The sequence below is a fragment of the Rahnella victoriana genome (assembly GCF_004330295.1).
GTDB lineage: Bacteria > Pseudomonadota > Gammaproteobacteria > Enterobacterales > Enterobacteriaceae > Rahnella > Rahnella victoriana.
In genome coordinates this window covers 93,205-114,704 of record NZ_SJOJ01000009.1, presented here as the reverse complement: position 1 = coordinate 114,704, position 21,500 = coordinate 93,205, and the positions used below count along the sequence as shown (strand labels likewise).

At 52.9% G+C, this 21,500-nt stretch carries 20 protein-coding genes and 3 tRNA genes; 17 read left to right on the top strand and 6 right to left on the bottom strand.

What is annotated here, in order from left to right:
- Positions 1–311 precede the first annotated feature (311 nt).
- A complete protein-coding gene (locus EYY67_RS09665; RefSeq protein WP_095924559.1) occupies positions 312–596 on the top strand; it encodes a DUF1435 domain-containing protein in 285 nt (94 codons plus the stop codon).
- Positions 597–613: 17 nt separating this feature from the next.
- Positions 614–748, top strand: a complete 135-nt coding sequence (locus tag EYY67_RS24835; RefSeq protein ID WP_267890972.1) for a hypothetical protein — start codon at positions 614–616, stop codon at positions 746–748.
- Here EYY67_RS24835 and EYY67_RS09660 read toward each other — a convergent pair.
- From EYY67_RS09660 to EYY67_RS09645, 4 genes are all read right to left on the bottom strand, one after another.
- Positions 711–797, bottom strand: a tRNA-Leu gene (locus tag EYY67_RS09660). The two genes, EYY67_RS24835 and EYY67_RS09660, sit on opposite strands and share 38 nt — an antisense overlap.
- Positions 798–842: 45 nt before the next feature.
- Positions 843–929 (bottom strand) — tRNA-Leu (locus EYY67_RS09655).
- Between the two features lie 36 nt (positions 930–965).
- Positions 966–1,051: transfer RNA gene (locus EYY67_RS09650), tRNA-Leu, on the bottom strand.
- 194 nt (positions 1,052–1,245) lie between these two features.
- Positions 1,246–2,184 (bottom strand): LysR family transcriptional regulator, encoded by a 939-nt coding sequence (locus EYY67_RS09645; protein WP_131693394.1) that lies wholly within the window; start codon positions 2,182–2,184, stop codon positions 1,246–1,248.
- Positions 2,185–2,308: 124 nt separating this feature from the next.
- Here EYY67_RS09645 and EYY67_RS09640 point away from each other — a divergent pair, with 124 nt between their 5' ends.
- Entirely contained in the window at positions 2,309–3,301 is a 993-nt protein-coding gene (locus EYY67_RS09640) for an aldo/keto reductase (RefSeq protein ID WP_131693393.1), read from the top strand.
- A gap of 15 nt (positions 3,302–3,316) precedes the next feature.
- Here EYY67_RS09640 and rsmC read toward each other — a convergent pair whose 3' ends face one another.
- Entirely contained in the window at positions 3,317–4,363 is a 1,047-nt protein-coding gene (gene rsmC / locus EYY67_RS09635) for a 16S rRNA (guanine(1207)-N(2))-methyltransferase RsmC (RefSeq protein ID WP_131693392.1), read from the bottom strand.
- 139 nt (positions 4,364–4,502) lie between these two features.
- Here rsmC and EYY67_RS09630 point away from each other — a divergent pair, with 139 nt between their 5' ends.
- The 14 genes from EYY67_RS09630 (at position 4,503) to deoD (ending at position 20,465) form a co-directional block, all read left to right on the top strand.
- Entirely contained in the window at positions 4,503–4,916 is a 414-nt protein-coding gene (locus EYY67_RS09630) for a DNA polymerase III subunit psi (protein ID WP_131693391.1), read from the top strand.
- On the top strand, positions 4,885–5,328 hold the full coding sequence (rimI, locus tag EYY67_RS09625) for a ribosomal protein S18-alanine N-acetyltransferase (protein WP_095924564.1): 444 nt from the start codon (positions 4,885–4,887) through the stop codon (positions 5,326–5,328). Before EYY67_RS09630 ends, rimI begins: the two co-directional genes overlap by 32 nt.
- Positions 5,329–5,559: 231 nt before the next feature.
- A complete protein-coding gene (locus EYY67_RS09620) occupies positions 5,560–5,883 on the top strand; it encodes a helix-turn-helix domain-containing protein (protein ID WP_119822487.1) in 324 nt (107 codons plus the stop codon).
- Positions 5,884–5,885: 2 nt separating this feature from the next.
- A complete protein-coding gene (locus EYY67_RS09615) occupies positions 5,886–7,145 on the top strand; it encodes a type II toxin-antitoxin system HipA family toxin (protein ID WP_131693390.1) in 1,260 nt (419 codons plus the stop codon).
- Between the two features lie 161 nt (positions 7,146–7,306).
- Positions 7,307–8,896 carry a peptide chain release factor 3 gene (gene prfC, locus EYY67_RS09610; protein ID WP_095924567.1) on the top strand — a complete coding sequence of 530 codons (1,590 nt, stop codon included), beginning with the start codon at positions 7,307–7,309 and terminating at the stop codon, positions 8,894–8,896.
- 413 nt (positions 8,897–9,309) lie between these two features.
- Positions 9,310–11,865 (top strand): PKD domain-containing protein, encoded by a 2,556-nt coding sequence (locus EYY67_RS24830; RefSeq protein ID WP_131693389.1) that lies wholly within the window; start codon positions 9,310–9,312, stop codon positions 11,863–11,865.
- Positions 11,866–12,300: 435 nt separating this feature from the next.
- Positions 12,301–12,891, top strand: coding sequence for a molecular chaperone OsmY (osmY, locus tag EYY67_RS09600; RefSeq protein ID WP_095924569.1), 591 nt, complete (start codon positions 12,301–12,303; stop codon positions 12,889–12,891).
- A gap of 310 nt (positions 12,892–13,201) precedes the next feature.
- Positions 13,202–13,363, top strand: a complete 162-nt coding sequence (locus EYY67_RS09595; protein ID WP_013577105.1) for a DUF1328 domain-containing protein — start codon at positions 13,202–13,204, stop codon at positions 13,361–13,363.
- A 228-nt stretch (positions 13,364–13,591) separates the two neighbouring features.
- The gene (locus tag EYY67_RS09590; RefSeq protein WP_095924570.1) at positions 13,592–14,824 is read left to right on the top strand and encodes a patatin-like phospholipase family protein; all 1,233 of its coding nucleotides are present in this window, start codon (positions 13,592–13,594) and stop codon (positions 14,822–14,824) included.
- Positions 14,821–15,606: a TatD family hydrolase gene (locus tag EYY67_RS09585; RefSeq protein ID WP_131693388.1), complete on the top strand. Its 786-nt coding sequence runs from the start codon at positions 14,821–14,823 to the stop codon at positions 15,604–15,606. The genes EYY67_RS09590 and EYY67_RS09585 overlap by 4 nt, the downstream gene beginning before the upstream one ends.
- 547 nt (positions 15,607–16,153) lie before the next feature.
- Positions 16,154–16,933 carry a deoxyribose-phosphate aldolase gene (gene deoC / locus EYY67_RS09580; protein WP_095924572.1) on the top strand — a complete coding sequence of 260 codons (780 nt, stop codon included), beginning with the start codon at positions 16,154–16,156 and terminating at the stop codon, positions 16,931–16,933.
- An 88-nt stretch (positions 16,934–17,021) separates the two neighbouring features.
- Positions 17,022–18,350: a thymidine phosphorylase gene (gene deoA, locus EYY67_RS09575; protein WP_095924573.1), complete on the top strand. Its 1,329-nt coding sequence runs from the start codon at positions 17,022–17,024 to the stop codon at positions 18,348–18,350.
- An 88-nt stretch (positions 18,351–18,438) separates the two neighbouring features.
- Positions 18,439–19,662 carry a phosphopentomutase gene (gene deoB, locus EYY67_RS09570; RefSeq protein ID WP_119822491.1) on the top strand — a complete coding sequence of 408 codons (1,224 nt, stop codon included), beginning with the start codon at positions 18,439–18,441 and terminating at the stop codon, positions 19,660–19,662.
- 83 nt (positions 19,663–19,745) lie between these two features.
- Complete coding sequence (gene deoD, locus EYY67_RS09565; protein WP_013577098.1) at positions 19,746–20,465, top strand: purine-nucleoside phosphorylase; 720 nt, start codon at positions 19,746–19,748, stop codon at positions 20,463–20,465.
- Between the two features lie 89 nt (positions 20,466–20,554).
- Here deoD and EYY67_RS09560 read toward each other — a convergent pair whose 3' ends face one another.
- Positions 20,555–21,343: a YtjB family periplasmic protein gene (locus EYY67_RS09560; RefSeq protein WP_095924575.1), complete on the bottom strand. Its 789-nt coding sequence runs from the start codon at positions 21,341–21,343 to the stop codon at positions 20,555–20,557.
- Positions 21,344–21,500 lie beyond the last annotated feature (157 nt).

Genomic DNA, 21,500 nt, shown 5'->3' with positions numbered 1-21,500 from the left:
ACTCTATTTATTGTGTGTTGTGCTGAATAGATAAAGTGTCTTATCGCCCTATACCGCGTGCTTATTCCATTAAGACAAGTTCCATGCAGGCAGGCTAATAGTACTAATCCGTAATTATTAGAATGCAATAAATATCGTTTTTATCGTCACTGTGTATTTATGGCTGTTTTATAATTTGATTTAACGGCATCAAAATTAGCACTTTTGTCGGCAGGTGTCACCCATACGAAGGACCCGCAAGCAAATAGGTGGTAAATGAGAAAAAATCCTATATGATATTAGTTCTCATTATCAACGTTTGGAGCAGGGTTATGATACCGGCAATTGTCATGGCATGTGGGATCTGGGCGGTTGTATGGATGCTGGGTAAGCGCCTGACCAGTGGCTGGGGCGTCTTGTTGCCTTGCGCCCTGATGCCTTTGCTGGCGCTGGCACATATGTCGCTGGATCAGCTGCGTGTGCTGGTCGTCGTCGCCATGCTGGTGACGCTGGGCATGTTGTTCCACCGCACGTTACGCCATTATATGCTGTTGCCTTCATTCATGGCGCTGGCAGGTGGTCTGGCTGCGGTTACGTTGAATTTTAGTTTGTTGTAATACAAGGATATTTTGAGATGAAAAACAGAAAGCACAATAAATCTGCAGGGATTTTTTATTTTTTGAAACTGAAAGAAGTGTTGCAGGAAGGAAAACCGGAGGAACAGAATCATGTGGTGCGAAGAGAGGGACTTGAACCCTCACGTCCGTAAGAACACTAACACCTGAAGCTAGCGCGTCTACCAATTCCGCCACCTTCGCACAGATGATTTCTGCTTACTGCTGATTCGACTTATATCACCGGAGTGGTGCGAAGGGAGGGACTCGAACCCTCACATCCGTAAGGACACTAACACCTGAAGCTAGCGCGTCTACCAATTCCGCCACCATCGCGTACCGTGCCGTGCAATATAAATCTCGTGATTGTATTGGTGCGAAGGGAGGGACTCGAACCCTCACATCCAAAGGACACTAACACCTGAAGCTAGCGCGTCTACCAATTCCGCCACCATCGCGTTCCAATTGATTACTGCATTGATGCGTTCATAAGAATGTCATCAGTGAGTAACACAACCACGGAGGCGAATTCTAGAGATTTTCCCGGGTGCGTCAACAGTTATTTCCCCCATTGCGGACGTTTGATGTAAAAAACAGCATATTCCCGGTGAATGGTTCCCTGTGTCAGTGCGTCGTCAGGTTAATCGATGGTTTAATAAACGATTTTTCCGTTAACGCTGTCCTGTACATGGGGCGGAACCGGCCCGGAAAACAACCGGATCAGCCAGTCCAGCAGGACACGGATCCTCGGTGCCAGAAAACGTCCCGGCGGATACATGAGGTACAGCGGCATCGGCGGCGGCCGATGCTGATGTAACACTTCCACCAGACTTCCCTGTGCCAGTTCCTGCTCCATGGCCAGTTCTGAGGCCTGAATCAGGCCAAAGCCCGCTTTTGCGGCGGCGACATAGGCGTCTGCTCCGCTGACGGTCAGCGTGCGGGTGAGCGCCCGCTTTTCAACCTTGCCGTCAGTGACAAATTCCAGATGCGATTCTGTCCGCTGATGCGCGAAAAAATACCCTACAGCCTGATGTCCCGCGAGATCTTGCGGGGTCCGCGGCGTGCCAAATTTCGCTAAATAGTCCGGCGAGGCGCAGGTAATCTGCCTGAGATCGGCCAGATGGCGTGACTGCAAATTTTCATCTTCTGAAGGCCACGCGCGCAGCACGCAGTCTGCTCCCTGGTCCAGCAAATTGATGGCGTTATCATTGGCGCTGATGCTCAGGGTAATCTGCGGATATTGCTGATAAAAATCCGGCAGCGCCGGGATCACCATCACGCGCGCCAGCGAATGCGGCATGTCGATCCTGACGGTGCCGGCGGGCTGATTTTTGTGATGGGCAAAAAGCGAGTCCGTTTCTTCCAGCGCCGCCAGCAATTGCAGGCAACGCTGGTAATAGATTTTACCTTCGTCAGTGATTTTGACCTGTCGCGTGGTGCGTAAAAACAGGCGGACGCCGAGCCGCTGCTCCAGCCCTTTCAGGGTGGTGCTGACTGTCGCACGGGGCAGATTAAGGTCTTCCGCTGCCCGGCTGAAACTTTCCAGCTCAGCGATACGAATGAAAATTTTCATCGCCTGAATGTGGTCCATAACCTTCCGCCGATTGTTTGTGATTTCTGAACAGTGTTGCACGTTTTCACTGATTTATCTTTTCCTGCATAACAACCAGACTTCATCACGTTACTTCTCCCTCACTGAGTCTTAAGGAAAAAACATGAAACAACGTCAGTTAGGTAAAAACGGTCCGTGGGTTTCTGCGCTGGGACTGGGTTGCATGGGCATGAGCGATTTCTACACCACCGGTCTTGATGAAAAAGAGTCACTGGCGACGCTGGAACGCGCGCTGGAACTGGGCGTCACGATGTTGGATACCGCCGACGTCTACGGGCCGCATACCAACGAAGAGCTGCTGGGGCGCTTTCTCAAAGGGCGTCGCAATCAGGTCTTTTTAGCCACCAAATTCGGTATCGTGCGGGATCCGGCAAATCCGCAGGCGCGCGGCACCAACGGTCATCCTGATTATGTGCGCAAATCCGTAGAAGCCAGCCTGAAGCGTCTGGGCACCGACGTTATCGATCTCTATTATCAGCACCGTCCGGATCCGACCGTGCCGGTCGAGGAGACCATGGGTGCGCTGGCGGATCTGGTGCGTGAAGGCAAGATCCGTTATATCGGGCTGAGTGAAGTGCCGGTGAGCATTCTGGAGCGGGCGCATAACGTGCATCCGGTTACGGCGCTGCAAACCGAATATTCGCTCTGGTCGCGGGATGTGGAAGCGGATATTTTACCGGCCTGCGAACGTCTGGGGATTGGTTTTGTGCCATACAGCCCGCTGGGTCGCGGTTTTCTGACCGGGCAAATCCGTTCAGTGGATGATCTTGATGCCGACGATTACCGTCGCGACAGCCCGCGTTTTCAGGGTGAAAATTTCGCGAAGAATCTGCAACTGGCGGAAAAAATCGGAGAACTGGCGCAGGAGAAAGGCGTGAAACCGTCGCAGCTGGCGCTGGCCTGGGTTTTATCGCGCGGTGACAACATGGTGCCGATCCCTGGCACCAAACGTCGTCATTATCTTGAGGAAAACATCGCCGCGCTTGATGTCTCCCTGAGTGAAGCCGAAATCGCGGCGATCGAAGCAGTCTTTCCTTTCCGCGTGGCAGCAGGGGATCGCTACAACGCAGAAATGATGCGTATCCTCAGTGTCTGAACAGGGTAAAACGGATTAACGTTTTTTCTTTTTCAGATCCCGTGGCGGACGTCCGCGTACGGCTTTGTACACCTTGAAACGGCCATTTTGTGCCAGCACTTCATGGCTGCCAAAGGTCTCATCGAGCAGAGCGGCGTACGGCAGGAAGGCGTTCGCCACAATACGCAGTTCGCCGCCAATGTTCAGATGGCTTACCGCACCGCGGATCAGTTGCTCCGCCGCCGTCAGGCTGGTTTGCAGCCCTTCGTGGAATGGCGGGTTGGAGATGATCATATCGAAACGACCGGCAATGTCGGAATAGACGTTGCTGGCGATCACTTCGCCCGGCAGGTCGTTCGCGGCCAGTGTCGCGCGGCTGGCTTCGATAGCGGCTGCGCTCACATCGCTCAGGGTGATTTTCATCTTCGGCGAATACATCGCCAGCACAGAGGCCAGCACGCCGGAACCGCAGGCGACATCCAGCACTTTGCCTTTCACCGGTTCTTCGAAGCTGTTGATCAGCAACAGGCTTCCGCTGTCCAGACCTTCACGGCTGAACACGCCCGGCAGGGTTTTGATGGTCACTTCTTCGACCATGTATTGATCCCACCAGCCGTCAGCATCAAATTCAGGCTGTTTTTCCAGACGGCCATGATACAAACCGCAACGACGCGCGCTGTCGACTTTGCTCAGTTCACACAGACCTTCCAGCGTGGTTTCCGCACTGCGGACACCACTGCGGTTTTCACCAATGACAAACACATCGATGCCGACCGGCAGTTGGGACAGCAGGTTAAACAGCTGGAATTTCGCTTCCAGTTTGCTCTTCGGCCAGTAATAAACCAGCACATCACACGGGGCGATGAATTCAGCATCCGCCACTAAACCAAACTGAACGTGGTCACCCAGCGGTTTGCTGAGCATTTGCCAGTGGTGATACATATTGGTGTGGACGCGGACTTCTTCGGCGTCGATTTCAGCAGGCAGGCTGTCTTGTAAGTCACCGGCGAACAGGACGCGGCGGCCTTCAAATTCTTCGCTATGGCGCAGTATGACTTCGCTGGCCGGAGTTAATGCAGACATCAGGATAAGGCTCCTCAGGGTTTGGCCCGCGATTATATACTCTTCGCCCCTGATTGAGTAATCGAGCTTTATTGGCGCATATTCGATGTGTTTGCTAGCATAGCCGGGCTTTTCGCATTTCAACGGGCAGGAAACAGGCATGGCATCCAGACGAGATACATTGTTACAGCAACTGGGGATTACTCAGTGGACGCTGCGCCGGCCTGCGGTATTACAGGGCGAAGTGGCGGTCAGCCTGCCCGCAGACACCAGACTGCTGATTGTGGCCGATGTGCCGCCTGCTGAAGATGATCCGCTGGTGAATGATGTCCTGCGCAGTCTGGCGTTAACCGGATCTCAGGTTTACCGCCTGACACCTGAACAGGTGACGATGTTGCCCGAAGAAACCCGCTGCAATATATGGCGGCTGGGGCAGGGCGAACCGCTCACCCTGACCGGCCCGCAGTTATCCAGTCCGGCATTGGCCGAACTTTATCAAGACGCCGGCGCCAAACGCGCGCTCTGGCAGCAGATCTGTGAAAATGAACAACATTTCTATCCTGACGCCCGCTGATCTTCCCCGTGCCTTCGTGATTGAACAGGCCAGCCATGCCTTTCCGTGGACTGAAAACACGCTGGCCAGCAATCAGGGCGAGCGCTATCTGAACCTCAAAATCATGCAAGGCGAAGTGATGGCCGGTTTTGCCATTACCCAAATCGTGCTCGACGAAGCCACACTGTTCAACATTGCTATCGATCCGGCGTTTCAGCGTCAGGGCTTAGGCCGCATATTGCTGGAAGAGGTGATACAACAGCTTGAGCAAAAAGATGTTTTCACCTTATGGCTGGAAGTCCGCGCCTCCAACGCCAAAGCCATCGCGCTCTATGAAAGCCTCGGCTTTAACGAACTCTCCATCCGCCGCAATTACTATCCCGCCGCACAAGGCCGCGAAGATGCCATCATGATGGCGCTGCCGCTGGGCTGATACTGTAACAACATCTCATTTACTGTAATTGATATTTTTTACATCCAATGAGTTGTATTCCTGCCTGATTACAATTAAAAAGGTGTAATTGTTTTTATTTACAGTTAAAGCGTTGTAATCAGCGTTATTTACAGCAAATTAGATGTAAAATAGCATTATTACAATTAATATGTTGTTGGGTGAACCTGAAAATAGCTAGTGTGTTGTAAGTGGTCTGTCAGGAGATAGCAAATGAGAACTCTCAATGAATTGCCTGCCTTATTAAAACAAAAACGCCTGCAGCTGGGGCTGAGCCAACAAGATATGCGTATGAGAACGGGGATGACTCAGCAGCAATATCAGAAGATTGAAGCGGGCGCGGATCCCCGTCTTTCAACATTACTCAGGCTCCTGGAAGGCATGGAACTGGAGCTCATGCTGGTGCCGCGTCAGCGTGTACAAGAGATTAAAGAGCTGCTTGATTCGACAGTCAGCAGTTGTCATCGCCCATCTGAACGGGAATCAGAGAGTCTTAACAATGACTGGGATGACATCTTACGGGATCTAAAGGAGTAAACATGGAAAAGCGGGTGGAGTCAGTCGAGGCCTTGGCACTGTATCTTGATGAGCAGCGTGTAGGGGTTTTAGCGCATTATGCAGGCAGCCGCAATATACTGTCTTTTGCCCCGGAGTATCTCGAACTGCCCGTCAGTCAGCGTCCCGTGTTTACATTGACGCAAAAAGTGGGGGCAGAATATCTCAATAAGCCGCTTATCAGTTTTCACAAGCTTCCCCCCGTTCTTTCAAATTTGTTGTCAGAAGGCGCATTGCGGGAATGGATGGCGGTGACGCTAAAAGTCCATCATGACGATGAGTTCCCATTACTGGCCTATGCCGGTAACAACCTGCCAGGTGGGATAACCGCCGTGCCACTTAAGGGGGGCGAAATACCTGACTGGGCGCTGACTTCTCGTGGCGACAAACTTGAAGCCGTTCAAATTGATGTTTCGCATAGCGCAGACAAATTTTCTCTGGCAGGTGTCCAGATGAAGTTCTCTGCCTTACGACAAGATGACCGTTTCAACGTGAGTACGGATGTCGGGGGAGACAGTTGGATTATCAAAACTCCGTCAACGGCACATGGTGCAGTGCCTGAGAATGAATTTAGTGCGATGAAATTAGCGCAGGTAATCGGGGTCAACATCCCTGAGATTAAGCTTGTTGAGCTTCGAAATCTGGTCAATTTACCTGATATCCCTTTACCTGATGAGCCTTATGCTTACGCGATTCGTCGCTTTGACCGCACGGACGAAGGGCGTGTGCATACCGAGGATTTTGCACAGATTTTTCAGGTTTATGCGCGGAATAAATATAAGGGCTATAGCTACGACGATATTGGTCGTGCTCTTTACAGAGTGGGCGCGGGAGGAATCATCGATATTCAGCAGATGGCGCGCCGGATGCTGGCGAACATTTTAGTGGCGAATGGGGATGCCCATCTAAAAAACTGGACGGTGATCTACCCCAATCGAGTGGACGCTGTCCTTTCACCTGCCTATGACATTGTTTCGACCAAACCCTATGTTAAGAGGGAAGAGGGTGTGGCTTTGAATATGGCAAAAGAAAAACGATGGGGTGTGATTAATATGCAGACCTTCGAGCGCTGGGCTGAAAGAATTGGTGTACCGTGGTCTGCCGTTGAAGTTCATCTTAATGAAGCCATTGAAATTGCACGTGAACGCTGGCCAGATTTGCTTACAGAGCTGCCGATGCTTGAAGAACATAAAATAGTTCTGCGAGAACACTGGGCCTCGTTGCCCACCGACTTCAGGCTTTGAGATTTTCCTGAACAGAGCACAAAAAAACCATTGATTGCCCATCCCGTCTAAATCAGTGAAAATAGCCGGCTATAACTTTTATTACCGCTTTGCCTGACGTCACCTTCTGACGTGATGTGAATACCGATGCAGGGCGGACCAACCGCAGAAACGTGAAAAACATGTCTCCAAGTGAATACGCCCTTGAAGTGGCCAAGCGCCGCACATTTGCCATCATCTCGCACCCCGATGCCGGTAAAACCACGATCACAGAAAAAGTCCTGTTATTCGGACAGGCCATTCAGACCGCCGGTACCGTAAAAGGCCGTGGCTCCAGCCATCACGCCAAATCTGACTGGATGGAAATGGAAAAACAACGTGGTATCTCCATCACCACGTCTGTGATGCAGTTCCCGTACAAACAGTGTCTGGTCAACCTGCTCGACACCCCGGGGCACGAAGACTTCTCCGAAGATACCTATCGTACCCTGACCGCCGTCGACTGCTGTCTGATGGTGATCGACGCCGCAAAAGGTGTAGAAGATCGTACCCGTAAGCTGATGGAAGTCACCCGTCTGCGCGATACGCCGATCCTGACGTTCATGAACAAACTTGACCGTGACATCCGCGATCCGATGGAAGTGATGGACGAGGTAGAACGCGAGCTGAAAATCGCCTGTTCGCCGATTACCTGGCCGATCGGCTGCGGTAAATTGTTCAAAGGGGTATATCACCTCTATAAAGACGAAGTGTATCTGTATCAGACCGGTAAAGGTCACACGATTCAGGAAGTGCGTGTCGTTAAAGGGCTGGATAATCCTGAACTGGATGCGGCGGTGGGTGACGATCTGGCTGCGCAGCTGCGTGATGAGCTGGAACTGGTACAGGGCGCATCCCATGAATTCGATCACGAAGCTTTCCTGCAGGGCGAACTGACACCGGTGTTCTTCGGTACGGCACTCGGTAACTTTGGTGTCGATCATATGCTGGATGGTCTGGTGGAATGGGCGCCTGCGCCGATGCCGCGTAAAACAGACGTGCGCGAAGTGAAAGCCGATGACGAGAAATTCACCGGTTTCGTGTTCAAAATTCAGGCCAATATGGATCCGAAACACCGTGACCGCGTGGCATTTATGCGCGTGGTGTCCGGTAAATATGAAAAAGGCATGAAGCTGCGTCAGGTGCGTACCGGTAAAGACGTTGTCATTTCCGACGCGCTGACCTTTATGGCCGGTGACCGTTCGCACGTTGAAGAAGCGTACCCGGGCGACATCATTGGTCTGCATAACCACGGCACGATCCAGATTGGCGACACCTTTACTCAGGGTGAAAACATGAAGTTCACCGGCATCCCTAACTTCGCCCCTGAACTGTTCCGTCGTATTCGTCTGCGTGACCCGCTGAAACAGAAACAGTTGCTGAAAGGTCTGGTACAGCTTTCTGAAGAGGGCGCGGTGCAGGTGTTCCGTCCGATCTCTAACAACGATTTAATCGTCGGTGCGGTCGGTGTGCTGCAGTTTGAAGTGGTTGTGGCACGTCTGAAAAGCGAATACAACGTGGAAGCGATTTACGAATCCGTGAATGTCTCGACGGCGCGCTGGGTAGAATGCAGCGACGTGAAGAAATTCGAAGAATTCAAACGCAAAAACGAAACCAACCTCGCGCTGGATGGCGGCGATAATCTGGCGTACATCGCGCCAACTATGGTGAACCTGAATCTGGCTTCAGAGCGTTATCCGGAAGTGAAATTCCGCAAAACCCGCGAGCATTAATCGGTTCCCGTTTCAAAAAAGGCGACATGACTGTCGCCTTTTTTATTGCTGCTTAATAAGCTATTAAATAATTATATATTAAATAGCGTATCAGGCTTTTTGTTTCATTACTTCTTTGTATATATTTTTTGATGGAAATACGCTCAGTTTATTAAATATACTTAATTGTATTTATTAGTGCTGTTCGTTATTTTTAGGTTGGCTTGTTTCTTAAAACCTATGTCATTATACGCGGGCCACAAATCACTTCATATTTATTCAATATACATCGCAATGAAGTCATGCTTTGTATTTATGAATTAATAAAAATAGTCTTAATCCACCATAGTTTCAAATAGGTTTTCTCGTGAAACATATATGTATTCTATGAATATCCCGCCGTGGCAATGATATATATATAAGGAATGTAAGTTATGAAAATGAATAAAATCACACAGATGTTGTGTGTTGCCGGTCTGACGATGGCCTCGGCCAGCGCGTTTGCGCTGGAAGCGTGGAACGGACAGGAAGGCGGCGACACCTATGAAGTCATCTTCGACGGCAGTGTTTACTCCAACGCCTGGTGGGTCGGTGCGACCAATTGCCCGGGCACGGCTGAACAAGATCAGGGTGCCAATCCGTGGCGTAAAGTGCGCGACGCCTCAGCGACGGAAATGAGCCAATATGGCAATCCGACCGTTTGTGAAATCGCCGGTGATGGCACTCAGAACCATTATGTCGATTACGACAGTAGCCGTGATTATTTAGCCGGTGATATTGTTCTGGCGAATGGAATGACCTACAAAACCGCCAAAGCCACCCCTGCACACAGTTTCGCCCCTGCAGAAAATAACCCGTGGGTCGTTTATGCGCCGCCGCCGGTCTGGAGCAGCAGCACCACATATAATCAGGGTGATAAAGTCCAGAAAAATGGCGTTATGTACGAAGCGCTGTTCTATACCATTAATAATGACCCTTCACTGGCGGAAAATCAGAATCCTGAAGGCAATAATGGTCACCCGTGGAAACCATTAGGTCCGGTGCAATCTTATTCTCAGGATCAAATTGATCATGCTCCGGCATTAGATCTCAATACATTGTATCCAGCTAATTCATTAGTGAAATATAACGGTAAGAATTATCAGTCTTCTGTAATGGTTCAGAAAGTGAAACCTGATGATGTGACACCGTGGGCTGTTTATATGGACTGGAGCGGTACCAAAGAACGTGTGGGTACTCCGAAGAATCCATGGCCAAAACAGTTCTATGCGCCTTATGTCGATTTCACCTTAAACATGCAGCCTGATCTGGTGGGTCTGGCGAAAAACCAGAACGTTAACCATTTCACCATGGCCTTTATGGTCGCTAAAGATGCTAACACCTGTGTGCCAACATGGGGCACCGCTTACAGCGTCACCAACTACGCACAGTACAGCAAAATCAAAGCATTGCGTGAAGCGGGCGGCGACATCATGGTCTCCATCGGCGGTGCCAACAACGCACCGCTGGCTGCGGCCTGCCATAACGTGAATGATCTGGCACAGCATTATTATGACATCGTCGAAAACCTGAACCTGCAGGTGCTTGATTTTGATATCGAAGGCAACTGGCTGGCGGATAAAGAATCCATCCAGCGCCGTAATGCCGCGGTCAAAGTCGTGCAGGATCGCTGGGCAGCGGAAGGCCGTCACATCGGCGTCTGGTATACCCTGCCTGTTCTGCCAACCGGCCTGACCCATGAAGGCATGGAAGTATTGCAGGATGCCAAAGATCAGGGCGTGGTGCTGACCGGCGTCAACGTGATGGCGATGGACTACGGCAACGTTCAGTGCCAGTCCGCCAATACCGAAGGCCAGAACATCCACGGTAAATGTGCGACTTCCGCCATCGACAATCTGTTTGCTCAGGTGAAAGGTTTATACCCTGAGAAGAGCGCGGCACAGGTTTACGCCATGCTGGGGACGACCCCGATGATTGGCTATAACGACGTACAGGGCGAGGTATTCTATCTCTCTGATGCCCGTCTGGTTTACCAGCAGGCGAAAGATTATGGCCTGGGTATGATCGGTGCCTGGTCTATGGCCCGCGATCAGCCGGGTGTGTCCGGACAAGTCTCCGCTGAACACAGCGGCATGACCCCTGAACAGGCGCCGCTCTATGCTTACAGCCAGATCTTTGCGCCAATCACCAGCGGTTCAGCGGCACCGGTTGCCACCAATACTCCGCCGGTTGCGAATGCGGGTATGGCACAACAGGTTAACGGCACCGGTGTGATCACTCTGGACGGCTCTGCCAGCACCGATAAAGAGGGCGACAGCCTGACGTATCAGTGGAAGCAGATTTCCGGCCCGGCAGTGACACTGCAAAACAGCAACTCTGCGAAAGCGACCTTCAGCGTAGCGCAGCCTGTGACCAATGCGGTTTACACCTTCTCGCTGACCGTGAGCGACAGCGAAGGCAGCACCACAGCACAAACCAGCGTGAATGTGATTGATGCGTCCAAACCTGTTGCACCGTCCATCTCCATCGAGCCGTCTTATACCGTGAATGCGGGCGAATCGCTGACACTGACTGCCAAAGTGACCGATCCGGATACGCTGGCTGCGGATCTGCATTATCAGTGGGCGAACCCGGCCGGGCTGCCTGTTGCACCGGTTCAGGGTGCAGCATCCAACACTGAAGTGATCACGGCTCCGCAAGTGACCGCAGATACACGCTTCACTGTTGACGTAACCGTCACCGATAACACAGGTTTAACGGATACCGCGACCACCACCATTCTGGTGAAAGCCAAAGCGGCGGCCACTGGTTACGACTATGTTTATCCGCAAAGCAGTGAGAAATATGTTGCGGGTACCAAAGTCCTGGGCAGCGATGGCGGCATCTATCAGTGCAAACCGTTCCCATACTCTGGCTGGTGTGGTCAGGCTTCCTGGGCTTATGCGCCAGCGACCGGGACTAACTGGCAGGATGCGTGGGATAAGCAGTAACCTGAAACCGAAGTCTGATTTTTAAAGCAAATTTCTGACGCAATAATGTCAAATGGCTCCTTTTACAGGAGCCATTTTTTTATCTGACGACTGTCAGTCTCCAGATATTTCTTATCACTATGCCGATATTTTGTGCAGATTTAGGGGGAAAACTTCGGACTTGTCTGCATTAGGGTTCCTATTCGACGATCTTCCTACACTTTTGATCAATCTTGACTATATTAAATGTGTGTTCCGGAAATGGTGGCTTAAAGCACTACTTTGAAGTCACCATGCAGAGAGTTATATCGTGTGGCAATTAAAAGCCAGAAGAAAACAACGCACTCTGCTACAACGGAAGTAAAAACAGCAGCAATACAATTTGTTAGAAGGCGTCACCAAGAATGTGACGTACAGGGCCGCAATTCAGGCTCATAAACTGAAAGGAAGAAATCGATGAAAAACTCTAAATTTGCCTATTCCATGATGGCCGTTGTTCTGGGTACCGCGCTGATGAGCGGTAGTGCATTAGCAGCCAGCACAACGGATAGCGCAGGTGCAAAAATCGATAGTTCCATGAAGAAAGTTGATAACTACATGGGCGACAGCGCCATCACAGCAAAAGTGAAAAGTGCTTTGGTGGACGATAAAGCCATCAAAAGCAGCGACATTTCTGTCACGACCAATGCCGGCATTGTTACGCTGAGCGGTTTTGTCGGTTCGCAGGCTGAGGCCGAACAGGCTGTTGCCGCAGCCACCAAAGTTGAAGGTGTGAAATCTGTCAGTGACAAACTGCACACCAAAGACAGCAAAGATCAGAGCGTCAAAGGCTACGCCGGTGACAGCGCGACCACCGCGTCTGTAAAAGCGAAACTGCTGGCGGATGACATCGTCCCTTCACGTAACGTGAAAGTGGAAACCACTGACGGTGTGGTACAGCTCTCCGGCGCAGTGAAAGATCAGGCACAGTCTGATCGTGCCGAAAGCGTAGCGAAAACCGTTGATGGCGTGAAAAGCGTTAAAAACGACCTGAAAGTCGCACCGTAACGGCTCGTTGAACCACCCGGCGCCCTCCCACGGGCAGGGCGCCACATCTTTTGAATAATGCATAAAAATATTTGTGTTGCCCGCTCTCTGTTTGGGACAGACAACATTTGCCTGAAGTTCGAAAAATATCGTGACGGAAGCTCTAACACTTTCATTTTTCGACTACCTTTATTAAGTAGGCTGTTTTTTAGTTCCCGGCGTACTGCCGGTTAATAAAGTGTCATCAGGCCTCTGTTGAGAATGAATCAGGCCCGAAGCGGGGCACCACCTTTTAAACTGGCAAAGTGAAAATAGGGTAAAGGAGAAGCTTATGTTTCGTTGGGGCATTATCTTTCTAATCATCGCGTTGATCGCGGCGGCTCTTGGTTTCGGTGGTTTGGCGGGTACAGCTGCCTGGGCTGCAAAAATCGTATTCGTAGTGGGTATCATCCTGTTCCTGGTCAGCCTGTTTACCGGTCGTAAACGACTCTGACGCATTAACCTGTGATGCCAGACTGCAGTAAATAATGACATCGCCCCCTTCACTGAAGGGGGCGATTTTTTTGTGCCTGTGGCACGCATCCCGTTAACAGGACGTAACGATTTTATCGCCCGATTTTGGCAAGAAATTCACCCAAGCCGGTAAGACGAGGTATGCTCAGAAATGAAGGCCAACTGAATAAGGCCATTTTTGTCATGCCGACTTTGTGAGGAAAGTGCGTTGGGATACCGAATACCTGTCACGCTGGGCAATATCGCGCCGCTGGCGTACAAACCCTATACGCCGGGAAAGATCGCCCTGGTATGCGAAGGCGGCGGGCAGAGAGGCATTTTTACTGCAGGGGTGCTGGATGAATTTCAGCGCGCGCGTTTTAATCCCTTTGATTTATATCTGGGGACCTCAGCGGGCGCGCAAAATCTGTCCGCCTTCGTCTGCGGGCAGCCCGGCTACGCCAGAAGGGTGATCACCCGTTACACCACCAGCCCCGACTTTTTTAATCCTCTGCGCTTTGTGCGCGGCGGACACCTTATCGATCTCGACTGGCTGGTCGAAGAAACCGCCAAAAACATGCCGCTGGCGATGGATACCGCCGAAAAGCTGCTCATCGATGGCCGTGAATTCCTGATGTGTGCCTGCCGCAGTGACGATTACGCCGCCAACTATTTTTCCCCGACGCGGGAAAACTGGCTGCCGGTGATCAAAGCCTCCAGCGCCATTCCGGGATTTTATCGTCTCGGCGTGGATCTCGATGGCGTCAGCTATCAGGACGGCGGGATCAGTGACGCGATCCCGGTCGAGGAAGCCTATCGCCGTGGCGCGGATACCATTGTGGTGATCCGCACCGTGCCGTCGGCGATGTTCTATACGCCGCAGTGGATGAAACGTATGGAGCAATGGCTGAGCGAAAGCAGTCTGCAACAACTGGTGCGCATGATGCAGCACCACGAAGAAAGCTATCACCGTATTCAGCAATTTATTGAGAATCCGCCAGACGACGTGCGCATTTTTGAGATCTTCCCGCCGAAACCGCTGGCCAGTCACGCGCTCGGCAGCCGTCTGCCTGCCCTGAATCAGGATTATCATCTTGGCCGCCGTTGCGGGCGGTATTTCCTGTCTGCCGCGTCACACTGGCTGTTGCCGCGTGAAAATGAGCGCCCTTATCCGCACATCGAGCCACGGGTCACCCGCCGTCCGAAACGGGTTATCGTGCCGCAGGACGAGCCGGAAAATGTGATCCCGCTGGCGGCCTCGGTCAGCACGGCGGAGCAAATTATTCTCGATCCTGCCGTGCTGACGGATATGGTGGCCGACGGCGGCGTGGTGCGTCCGGCGGCATTTAAAGACAGCGTGGTTCATGACCCGCAGCCGAAACGCGCGGCGTCTGATATGCCACCGCCGGAAAGCGCGGCGCCATCAGAAAATTATCCGTCCAGCGAGGGCGAAAAGCTGTGAGTCATACCTTCGTCGATACGCACTGTCATTTCGATTTTCCGCCCTTTACCGGTGCGGAAACCGAAAGCCTGCGTCTCGCCGCCGGGGCGGGCGTGCGGCAGATTATTGTTCCGGCGGTCACGTCCGATCGTTTTCAGGGCATTCTCTCGCTGGCAGAAACCTTCCCGCCATTGCACGCTGCGCTGGGCTTACATCCTCTTTATATTGCAGAGCACAAAGACAGTTGTCTGGAGTTACTGGATTCGCTGCTCAGCCAGCGGAGCCGGAACCTGATCGCGGTCGGAGAAATCGGGCTGGATTTGTACAGGGAAGAGCCACAGTTTGAGCAGCAACAGCGGCTGCTGAAAGCGCAGTTCGCGCTGGCAAAGCGCGAGGCGCTGCCGGTGATCTTGCATTCCCGCCGCAGTCACGATCAGCTGGCGGCCATGTTGCGTCAGGCAAAATTACCAGCGACCGGTGTGGTACACGGCTTTGCGGGCAGTCTTTCGCAGGCGCAGGCGTTTATCAAACTGGGCTTCGCGATAGGTGTGGGCGGCACCATCAGCTATGAGCGCGCGCAGAAAACCCGTCATGTGATGGCTGAACTTCCCCTTTCTTCTTTACTGCTGGAAACCGATGCACCGGACATGCCGTTGCAGGGCTTTCAGGGGCAGCCGAATCGCCCGGAGCGTGCGGCCTGCGTGTTCGAGGTTCTGTGCAGCCTGCGCAGCGAAACGCCGGAACAGATTGCCGCTGCCTTGCTCGATAATACCCGCCGCGTATTTGATCTTCCTGTCCGTTAATTCCCCAGATAGCCGGTTTTGTGATTTAAATAACATTTATTTTTATCTTTCATGGCCTTTTTCAGCTGTACATCTGACAGGTGGCGATTTCTGTTCTCTTTAAAATGTTATTATTATAACATTGCTCGTAAGATCGCCGTTCGGTGATCGCCGTGTGGCCGCCCGGACTCCGTTTGTCATGATTCGGGTATACACTCATATAAAGGTCGAATACTGAGCATAACGGCAGTGAAATGTGATTTAGATCTCATTTCGCCAAGCAACGTTGCAAGCGGTTTTCATTTTGTGTGAAATACTGCACACAGGAACCTGATGTGACGTGTTCAAATAGTCACAACGAACTGGCTTGTGCCAGTCAAAGCGCGGTGAGAAGGATCTCAGTTGCCACGTAAGCCATGACACGCCGCTTACGCACGCTATCTTCAAGGAACCAAGTCCGCTCGCCAACGTGCAGAATTCCCCTGCCGGCGTCTAACGCCGCAACGAATTCATGACTGTATGCTCAGTTCCGGCCGGTCGCTGGAATTGAAAATTGTTGGAGAGTTATATGACCGATTTAACCGCCGCAGCGCAACGTGCGCTGAACCTGATGGATTTAACCACCCTGAACGAAGACGACACCGATGCAAAAGTGATCGCGCTTTGTCACCAGGCGAAAAGCCCGGCAGGTAACACCGCTGCTGTCTGTATTTATCCTCGTTTTATTCCTGTTGCCCGCAAAACCCTGCGCGAGCAAGGCACGCCGGACATCCGCATTGCGACCGTGACCAACTTCCCGCACGGGAATGACGATCTTGAGATCGCGCTGGCAGAAACCCGCGCGGCGATCGCCTACGGTGCCGATGAAGTGGACGTGGTCTTCCCGTACCGCGCATTGATCGCCGGTAACGAGCAGATTGGTTTTGAAATGGTGAAACAGTGCAAAGAAGCCTGTGCCGCTGCCAATGTCCTGCTGAAAGTGATCATCGAAACCGGTGAGCTGAAACAGGATGCGCTGATCCGTAAAGCCTCCGAAATCGCCATTAAAGCTGGCGCTGATTTCATCAAAACCTCTACCGGCAAAGTGCCTGAAAACGCCACGCTGCACAGCGCAGAGCTGATGATGAGCGTGATTGCTGAGATGGGCGTGGGCAAAACCGTCGGTTTCAAACCGGCCGGTGGCGTAAAAACTGCTGAAGATGCCGCGCAATATCTGGCGCTGGCTGACCGCCTGCTGGGCCGTGAATGGGCTGACGCACGTCACTTCCGTTTCGGCGCCTCCAGCCTGCTGGCAAGCCTGCTGACCACGCTGGGTCACGCTGGCCAGAAAGCCACCAGCAGCTACTAATCACGGTTGTTATACGGATACCGGCGCTGCGTTATGGCGTCCGGTATTCGCGTCCACATTTAGCATCCAGCTCAGGCAGGGGGATACCTTGTTTCTCGCACAAGAAATTATTCGTAAAAAACGTGACGGTCAGCCTTTAAGCGACGAAGAGATTCGTTTCTTTATCAACGGTATTCGTGACAGTCAGGTGTCAGAAGGACAAATTGCCGCGCTGGCAATGACTATCTATTTCAACGACATGACCATGAATGAGCGCGTGTCGCTGACCATGGCAATGCGTGATTCCGGTACCGTCCTGGACTGGAAATCGCTCAATCTGAATGGTCCGATTGTCGACAAACATTCGACCGGCGGCGTGGGTGACGTGACGTCCCTGATGCTGGGGCCGATGGTGGCGGCCTGCGGTGGTTATGTGCCGATGATTTCCGGCCGTGGCCTCGGTCATACCGGCGGCACGCTGGATAAACTCGAAGCCATTCCGGGTTTTGACATTTTCCCGGATGACAGCCGTTTCCGCAGCATCATTCAGGATGTCGGCGTGGCAATTATCGGCCAGACCAGCTCGCTGGCACCGGCGGATAAACGCTTCTATGCCACCCGCGATATCACCGCAACTGTCGATTCTATTCCGCTGATCACGGCGTCGATCCTCGCCAAAAAACTGGCCGAAGGGCTGGATGCGCTGGTGATGGACGTCAAAGTGGGTTCCGGTGCGTTTATGCCGACCTACCAGCTGTCCGAAGATCTGGCGCAGGCGATTGTTGATGTGGCGAACGGCGCGGGGTGCAAAACCACGGCGCTGCTGACCGACATGAATCAGGTGCTGGCATCCAGCGCCGGTAATGCGGTAGAAGTGCGCGAAGCGGTGCGCTTCCTGACCGGCGAATACCGCAATCCGCGTCTGCTGGAAGTCACCATGGCGCTGTGCGTGGAAATGCTGCTGTCAGGTGGGCTGGCAAAAGATGACGCAGAAGCCCGCAGCAAATTGCAGGCCGTGCTGGATAACGGCAGGGCCGCAGAAGTGTTTGGCCGCATGATTGCCGCGCAGAAAGGCCCGACCGATTTCATCGAGAATTACGACAATTACCTGCAACGGGCGACGCTGAGCAAACCGGTATATGCCGAAGGCAACGGGATTGTCAGCGCGATGGATACCCGCGCGCTGGGCATGGCCGTGGTGTCACTGGGAGGCGGACGTCGCCGCGCCAGCGATGCCATCGACTACAGCGTCGGTCTGACCCATATGGCGCAGCTGGGCCAGCAGGTCGATACCCGACAGCCACTGGCGATGATCCACGCCAACAGTGAAGCGGCCTGGCAGCAGGCAGCGCAGGAAGTGCGTGCGGCCATTGTTCTGAGTGACAACGCGCCGGAAAGCACACCGGTGGTGTACCGCCGGATCGGTGGTAACGCTTGACTTCAGGCCACATCGCCCCCATTTAAGATTGATCAGGTGCGCGGCAGTTCCGCGTGACCCAATGCGTAACCATTCGCAGGAGAGCAAAATGAAACGTACATTTATCATGGTGTTAGACTCATTCGGTATCGGTGCCAGTGAAGATGCCGAGCGCTTCGGCGATGCCGGTTCTGACACTCTGGGTCATATCGCGGCTGCCTGTGCGCGTGGCGATGCGGACAAAGGCCGTCAGGGCCCTCTGAATCTGCCTAACCTGACCCGTCTGGGGCTGGCGAAAGCCGCAGAAGGATCCACCGGTAAAATTCCTGACGGCATGGACGGTAATGCCGAAATTACCGGCGCCTATGCATACGCCAGTGAACTGTCTTCCGGTAAAGACACCCCGTCAGGCCACTGGGAAATCGCCGGTGTGCCTGTGCTGTTTGACTGGGGTTACTTCAGCGATACCACCAACAGCTTCCCGCAGGAACTGCTCGATAAACTGGTAGAGCGCGCCAATCTGCCGGGTTATCTCGGCAACTGTCACTCTTCCGGTACCGTAGTGCTGGATGATCTGGGCGAAGAGCACATGAAAACCGGCAAGCCGATTTTCTACACTTCTGCCGACTCGGTCTTCCAGATTGCCTGCCATGAAGAAACCTTCGGGCTGGATCGCCTGTATGAACTGTGCGAAATCGCCCGTGAAGAACTGACCGAAGGCGGCTACAACATTGGCCGCGTGATTGCCCGTCCGTTCATCGGCGACAAAGCCGGTCACTTCGAACGTACCGGTAACCGTCACGATTTAGCGGTGGAACCACCGGCTCCGACCATCCTGAAAAAGCTGGTTGATGAGAAAAACGGCCACGTGGTGTCTGTCGGTAAAATTGCCGATATCTACGCGCAGGTCGGTATCACCAAAAAAGTGAAAGCCACCGGTCTGGACGCGCTGTTTGACGCGACCATCAAAGAGATGAAAGAAGCCGGTGACAAGACCATCGTCTTCACCAACTTTGTTGATTTCGACTCCTCTTACGGCCACCGCCGTGATGTGCCGGGCTACGCTGCCGCACTGGAATTGTTCGACCGCCGCATGCCGGAATTGCTGGAGCTGGTGAAAGAAGATGACATCATTATCTTCACCGCTGACCACGGTTGCGACCCGACCTGGCGCGGCACGGATCATACCCGCGAGCACATCCCGGTCTTAATCTATGGCCCGAAAGTCAAACCGGGTTCATTAGGCCACCGCGAAACCTTCGCGGACATCGGACAGACCGTCGCCAAATACTTCGATCTGACACCGATGGATTACGGCAAATCCATGCTCTGATACTTTTCTTACGCGGCCAGTCTCTTATACTGGCCGCGTTTTTTATAATGAATATGACACCTCGCTGATTAAGGAATAAGAAGATGGCAACTCCACACATTAATGCTGAAATGGGCGACTTCGCTGACGTCGTGCTGATGCCGGGCGACCCGCTGCGCGCCAAGCACATCGCAGAAACGTTCCTTCAGGATGTGAAGCAGGTGAACGACGTGCGTGGCATGTTGGGTTTCACCGGCACCTACAAAGGCCGTAAAATTTCTGTGATGGGTCACGGCATGGGCATTCCTTCCTGCTCCATTTATGCCAAAGAACTGATCACTGAATTCGGCGTGAAGAAAATCATCCGTGTCGGTTCTTGCGGCGCAGTGCGTGCAGACATCAAACTGCGCGACATCGTGATCGGCATGGGTGCCTGCACAGATTCCAAAGTGAACCGCATGCGTTTCAAAGACCACGATTACGCGGCTATCGCTGATTACGACATGGTACGCAACGCGGCTGACGCGGCGAAAGCCAAAGGCATCAACGCGCGCGTAGGCAACATCTTCTCCGCTGACCTGTTCTACACGCCAGATCCGCAGATGTTCGACGTAATGGAAAAATACGGCATTCTGGGTGTGGAAATGGAAGCCGCCGGTATTTACGGCGTGGCTGCAGAATTCGGTGCAAAAGCACTTACCATCTGTACCGTTTCCGACCATATCCGTACGCACGAGCAAACCACTGCCGCTGAACGTCAGACGACCTTCAACGACATGATTGAAATCGCGCTGGAATCCGTTCTGCTGGGCGATAAAGAATAAATTCTGCAGATATTGCAGAGACTAAAACGGGCACCGATGGGTGCCCGTTTTGCTATGCATAGCCAGGGTGATTAAGCTGTTTTCCTGAATCACTTCGGCCGGCTGCGTTTCAGGCTGCGGTAAGCGGCCTGTGCCGCTTCTTTGGTTTGTGCTTCGGTCGCAGGTTTGGCGGGCACTACGTCGGATTCCGGTTCCGGGATGTTCAGCACCGGCGGCGGGCCGAACTCATCCGGTTCTTCTTCCTGCTCATCATCTTCTTTTACCGGCTTGCTGGCGGTCAGCAGGAACGGCGACTGCTGCCAGCGGGAACGGCGGCCTTGCAACAGCGTGCGGGCCAGAATAATACCGACGCCCAGCGCGGCGAGCATCATCAGACGCAGCAGATTGGTGGTGTTATCCACCTGCTTGGATTCTGTCGCCAGCACGTGCGTGTCCAGCGTGATACGTAAAAATCCGCTCGGGCCGTTTTTATCTTCGATCGGCACCACAATCTGATGATTGAAATAGCTGCCCGCCCGTTTACCATCCAGCGAGAGACGATCCCGTACCGGCACCTGTTCGCCCGCGTGCGCGACCAGAGAGCCGTCAGACTGGTAAACGCTGGCGTCGAGAATGCGACTGCCATCGGTAAGCTGACTCAAAATAGTGGAAATTTGTGCGATATCAGCGCCATCATTGTCGCTGTCCATCAGCGGCGCGAGGGAAAACGCCACCTGTCTGGCGAGCGTCTGGGCAAGCTGTTCCACCTGCGTTGAACGTGCCAGCTGATGTCCGAGACTGAAATAGGATGCGCCTTGCATGAGGATGACTAATAATGCCAGACTTATCAGTACGATAGCGGCACGATGCAGGCGAAATTTAAGTTTGGCCTTAGCCATTCTGTTTCCTTGCGTTTTTCGATGACTTTATGTTGCCAGAAGACGTCACGATAAGGTAGCTTGATGCCTCATTTTACCCTGCATCCTTCAAGCTGCCTCTGCGTTGGCTGCCTTCATTCACTCCGGTCACTGACCTGTGTCAGCTCCCGGAGATTCA

Excerpts from the sequence above, each read along its gene's own strand:
- EYY67_RS09665 (WP_095924559.1), top strand. The coding sequence starts at position 312 with ATGATACCGGCAATTGTCATGGCATGTGGGATCTGGGCGGTTGTATGG.
- EYY67_RS24835 (WP_267890972.1), top strand. The coding sequence starts at position 614 with ATGAAAAACAGAAAGCACAATAAATCTGCAGGGATTTTTTATTTTTTG.
- EYY67_RS09645 (WP_131693394.1), bottom strand. The coding sequence starts at position 2,184 with ATGGACCACATTCAGGCGATGAAAATTTTCATTCGTATCGCTGAGCTG.
- EYY67_RS09640 (WP_131693393.1), top strand. The coding sequence starts at position 2,309 with ATGAAACAACGTCAGTTAGGTAAAAACGGTCCGTGGGTTTCTGCGCTG.
- rsmC (WP_131693392.1), bottom strand. The coding sequence starts at position 4,363 with ATGTCTGCATTAACTCCGGCCAGCGAAGTCATACTGCGCCATAGCGAA.
- EYY67_RS09630 (WP_131693391.1), top strand. The coding sequence starts at position 4,503 with ATGGCATCCAGACGAGATACATTGTTACAGCAACTGGGGATTACTCAG.
- rimI (WP_095924564.1), top strand. The coding sequence starts at position 4,885 with ATGAACAACATTTCTATCCTGACGCCCGCTGATCTTCCCCGTGCCTTC.
- EYY67_RS09620 (WP_119822487.1), top strand. The coding sequence starts at position 5,560 with ATGAGAACTCTCAATGAATTGCCTGCCTTATTAAAACAAAAACGCCTG.
- EYY67_RS09615 (WP_131693390.1), top strand. The coding sequence starts at position 5,886 with ATGGAAAAGCGGGTGGAGTCAGTCGAGGCCTTGGCACTGTATCTTGAT.
- prfC (WP_095924567.1), top strand. The coding sequence starts at position 7,307 with ATGTCTCCAAGTGAATACGCCCTTGAAGTGGCCAAGCGCCGCACATTT.
- EYY67_RS24830 (WP_131693389.1), top strand. The coding sequence starts at position 9,310 with ATGAAAATGAATAAAATCACACAGATGTTGTGTGTTGCCGGTCTGACG.
- osmY (WP_095924569.1), top strand. The coding sequence starts at position 12,301 with ATGAAAAACTCTAAATTTGCCTATTCCATGATGGCCGTTGTTCTGGGT.
- EYY67_RS09595 (WP_013577105.1), top strand. The coding sequence starts at position 13,202 with ATGTTTCGTTGGGGCATTATCTTTCTAATCATCGCGTTGATCGCGGCG.
- deoC (WP_095924572.1), top strand. The coding sequence starts at position 16,154 with ATGACCGATTTAACCGCCGCAGCGCAACGTGCGCTGAACCTGATGGAT.
- deoB (WP_119822491.1), top strand. The coding sequence starts at position 18,439 with ATGAAACGTACATTTATCATGGTGTTAGACTCATTCGGTATCGGTGCC.
- deoD (WP_013577098.1), top strand. The coding sequence starts at position 19,746 with ATGGCAACTCCACACATTAATGCTGAAATGGGCGACTTCGCTGACGTC.
- EYY67_RS09560 (WP_095924575.1), bottom strand. The coding sequence starts at position 21,343 with ATGGCTAAGGCCAAACTTAAATTTCGCCTGCATCGTGCCGCTATCGTA.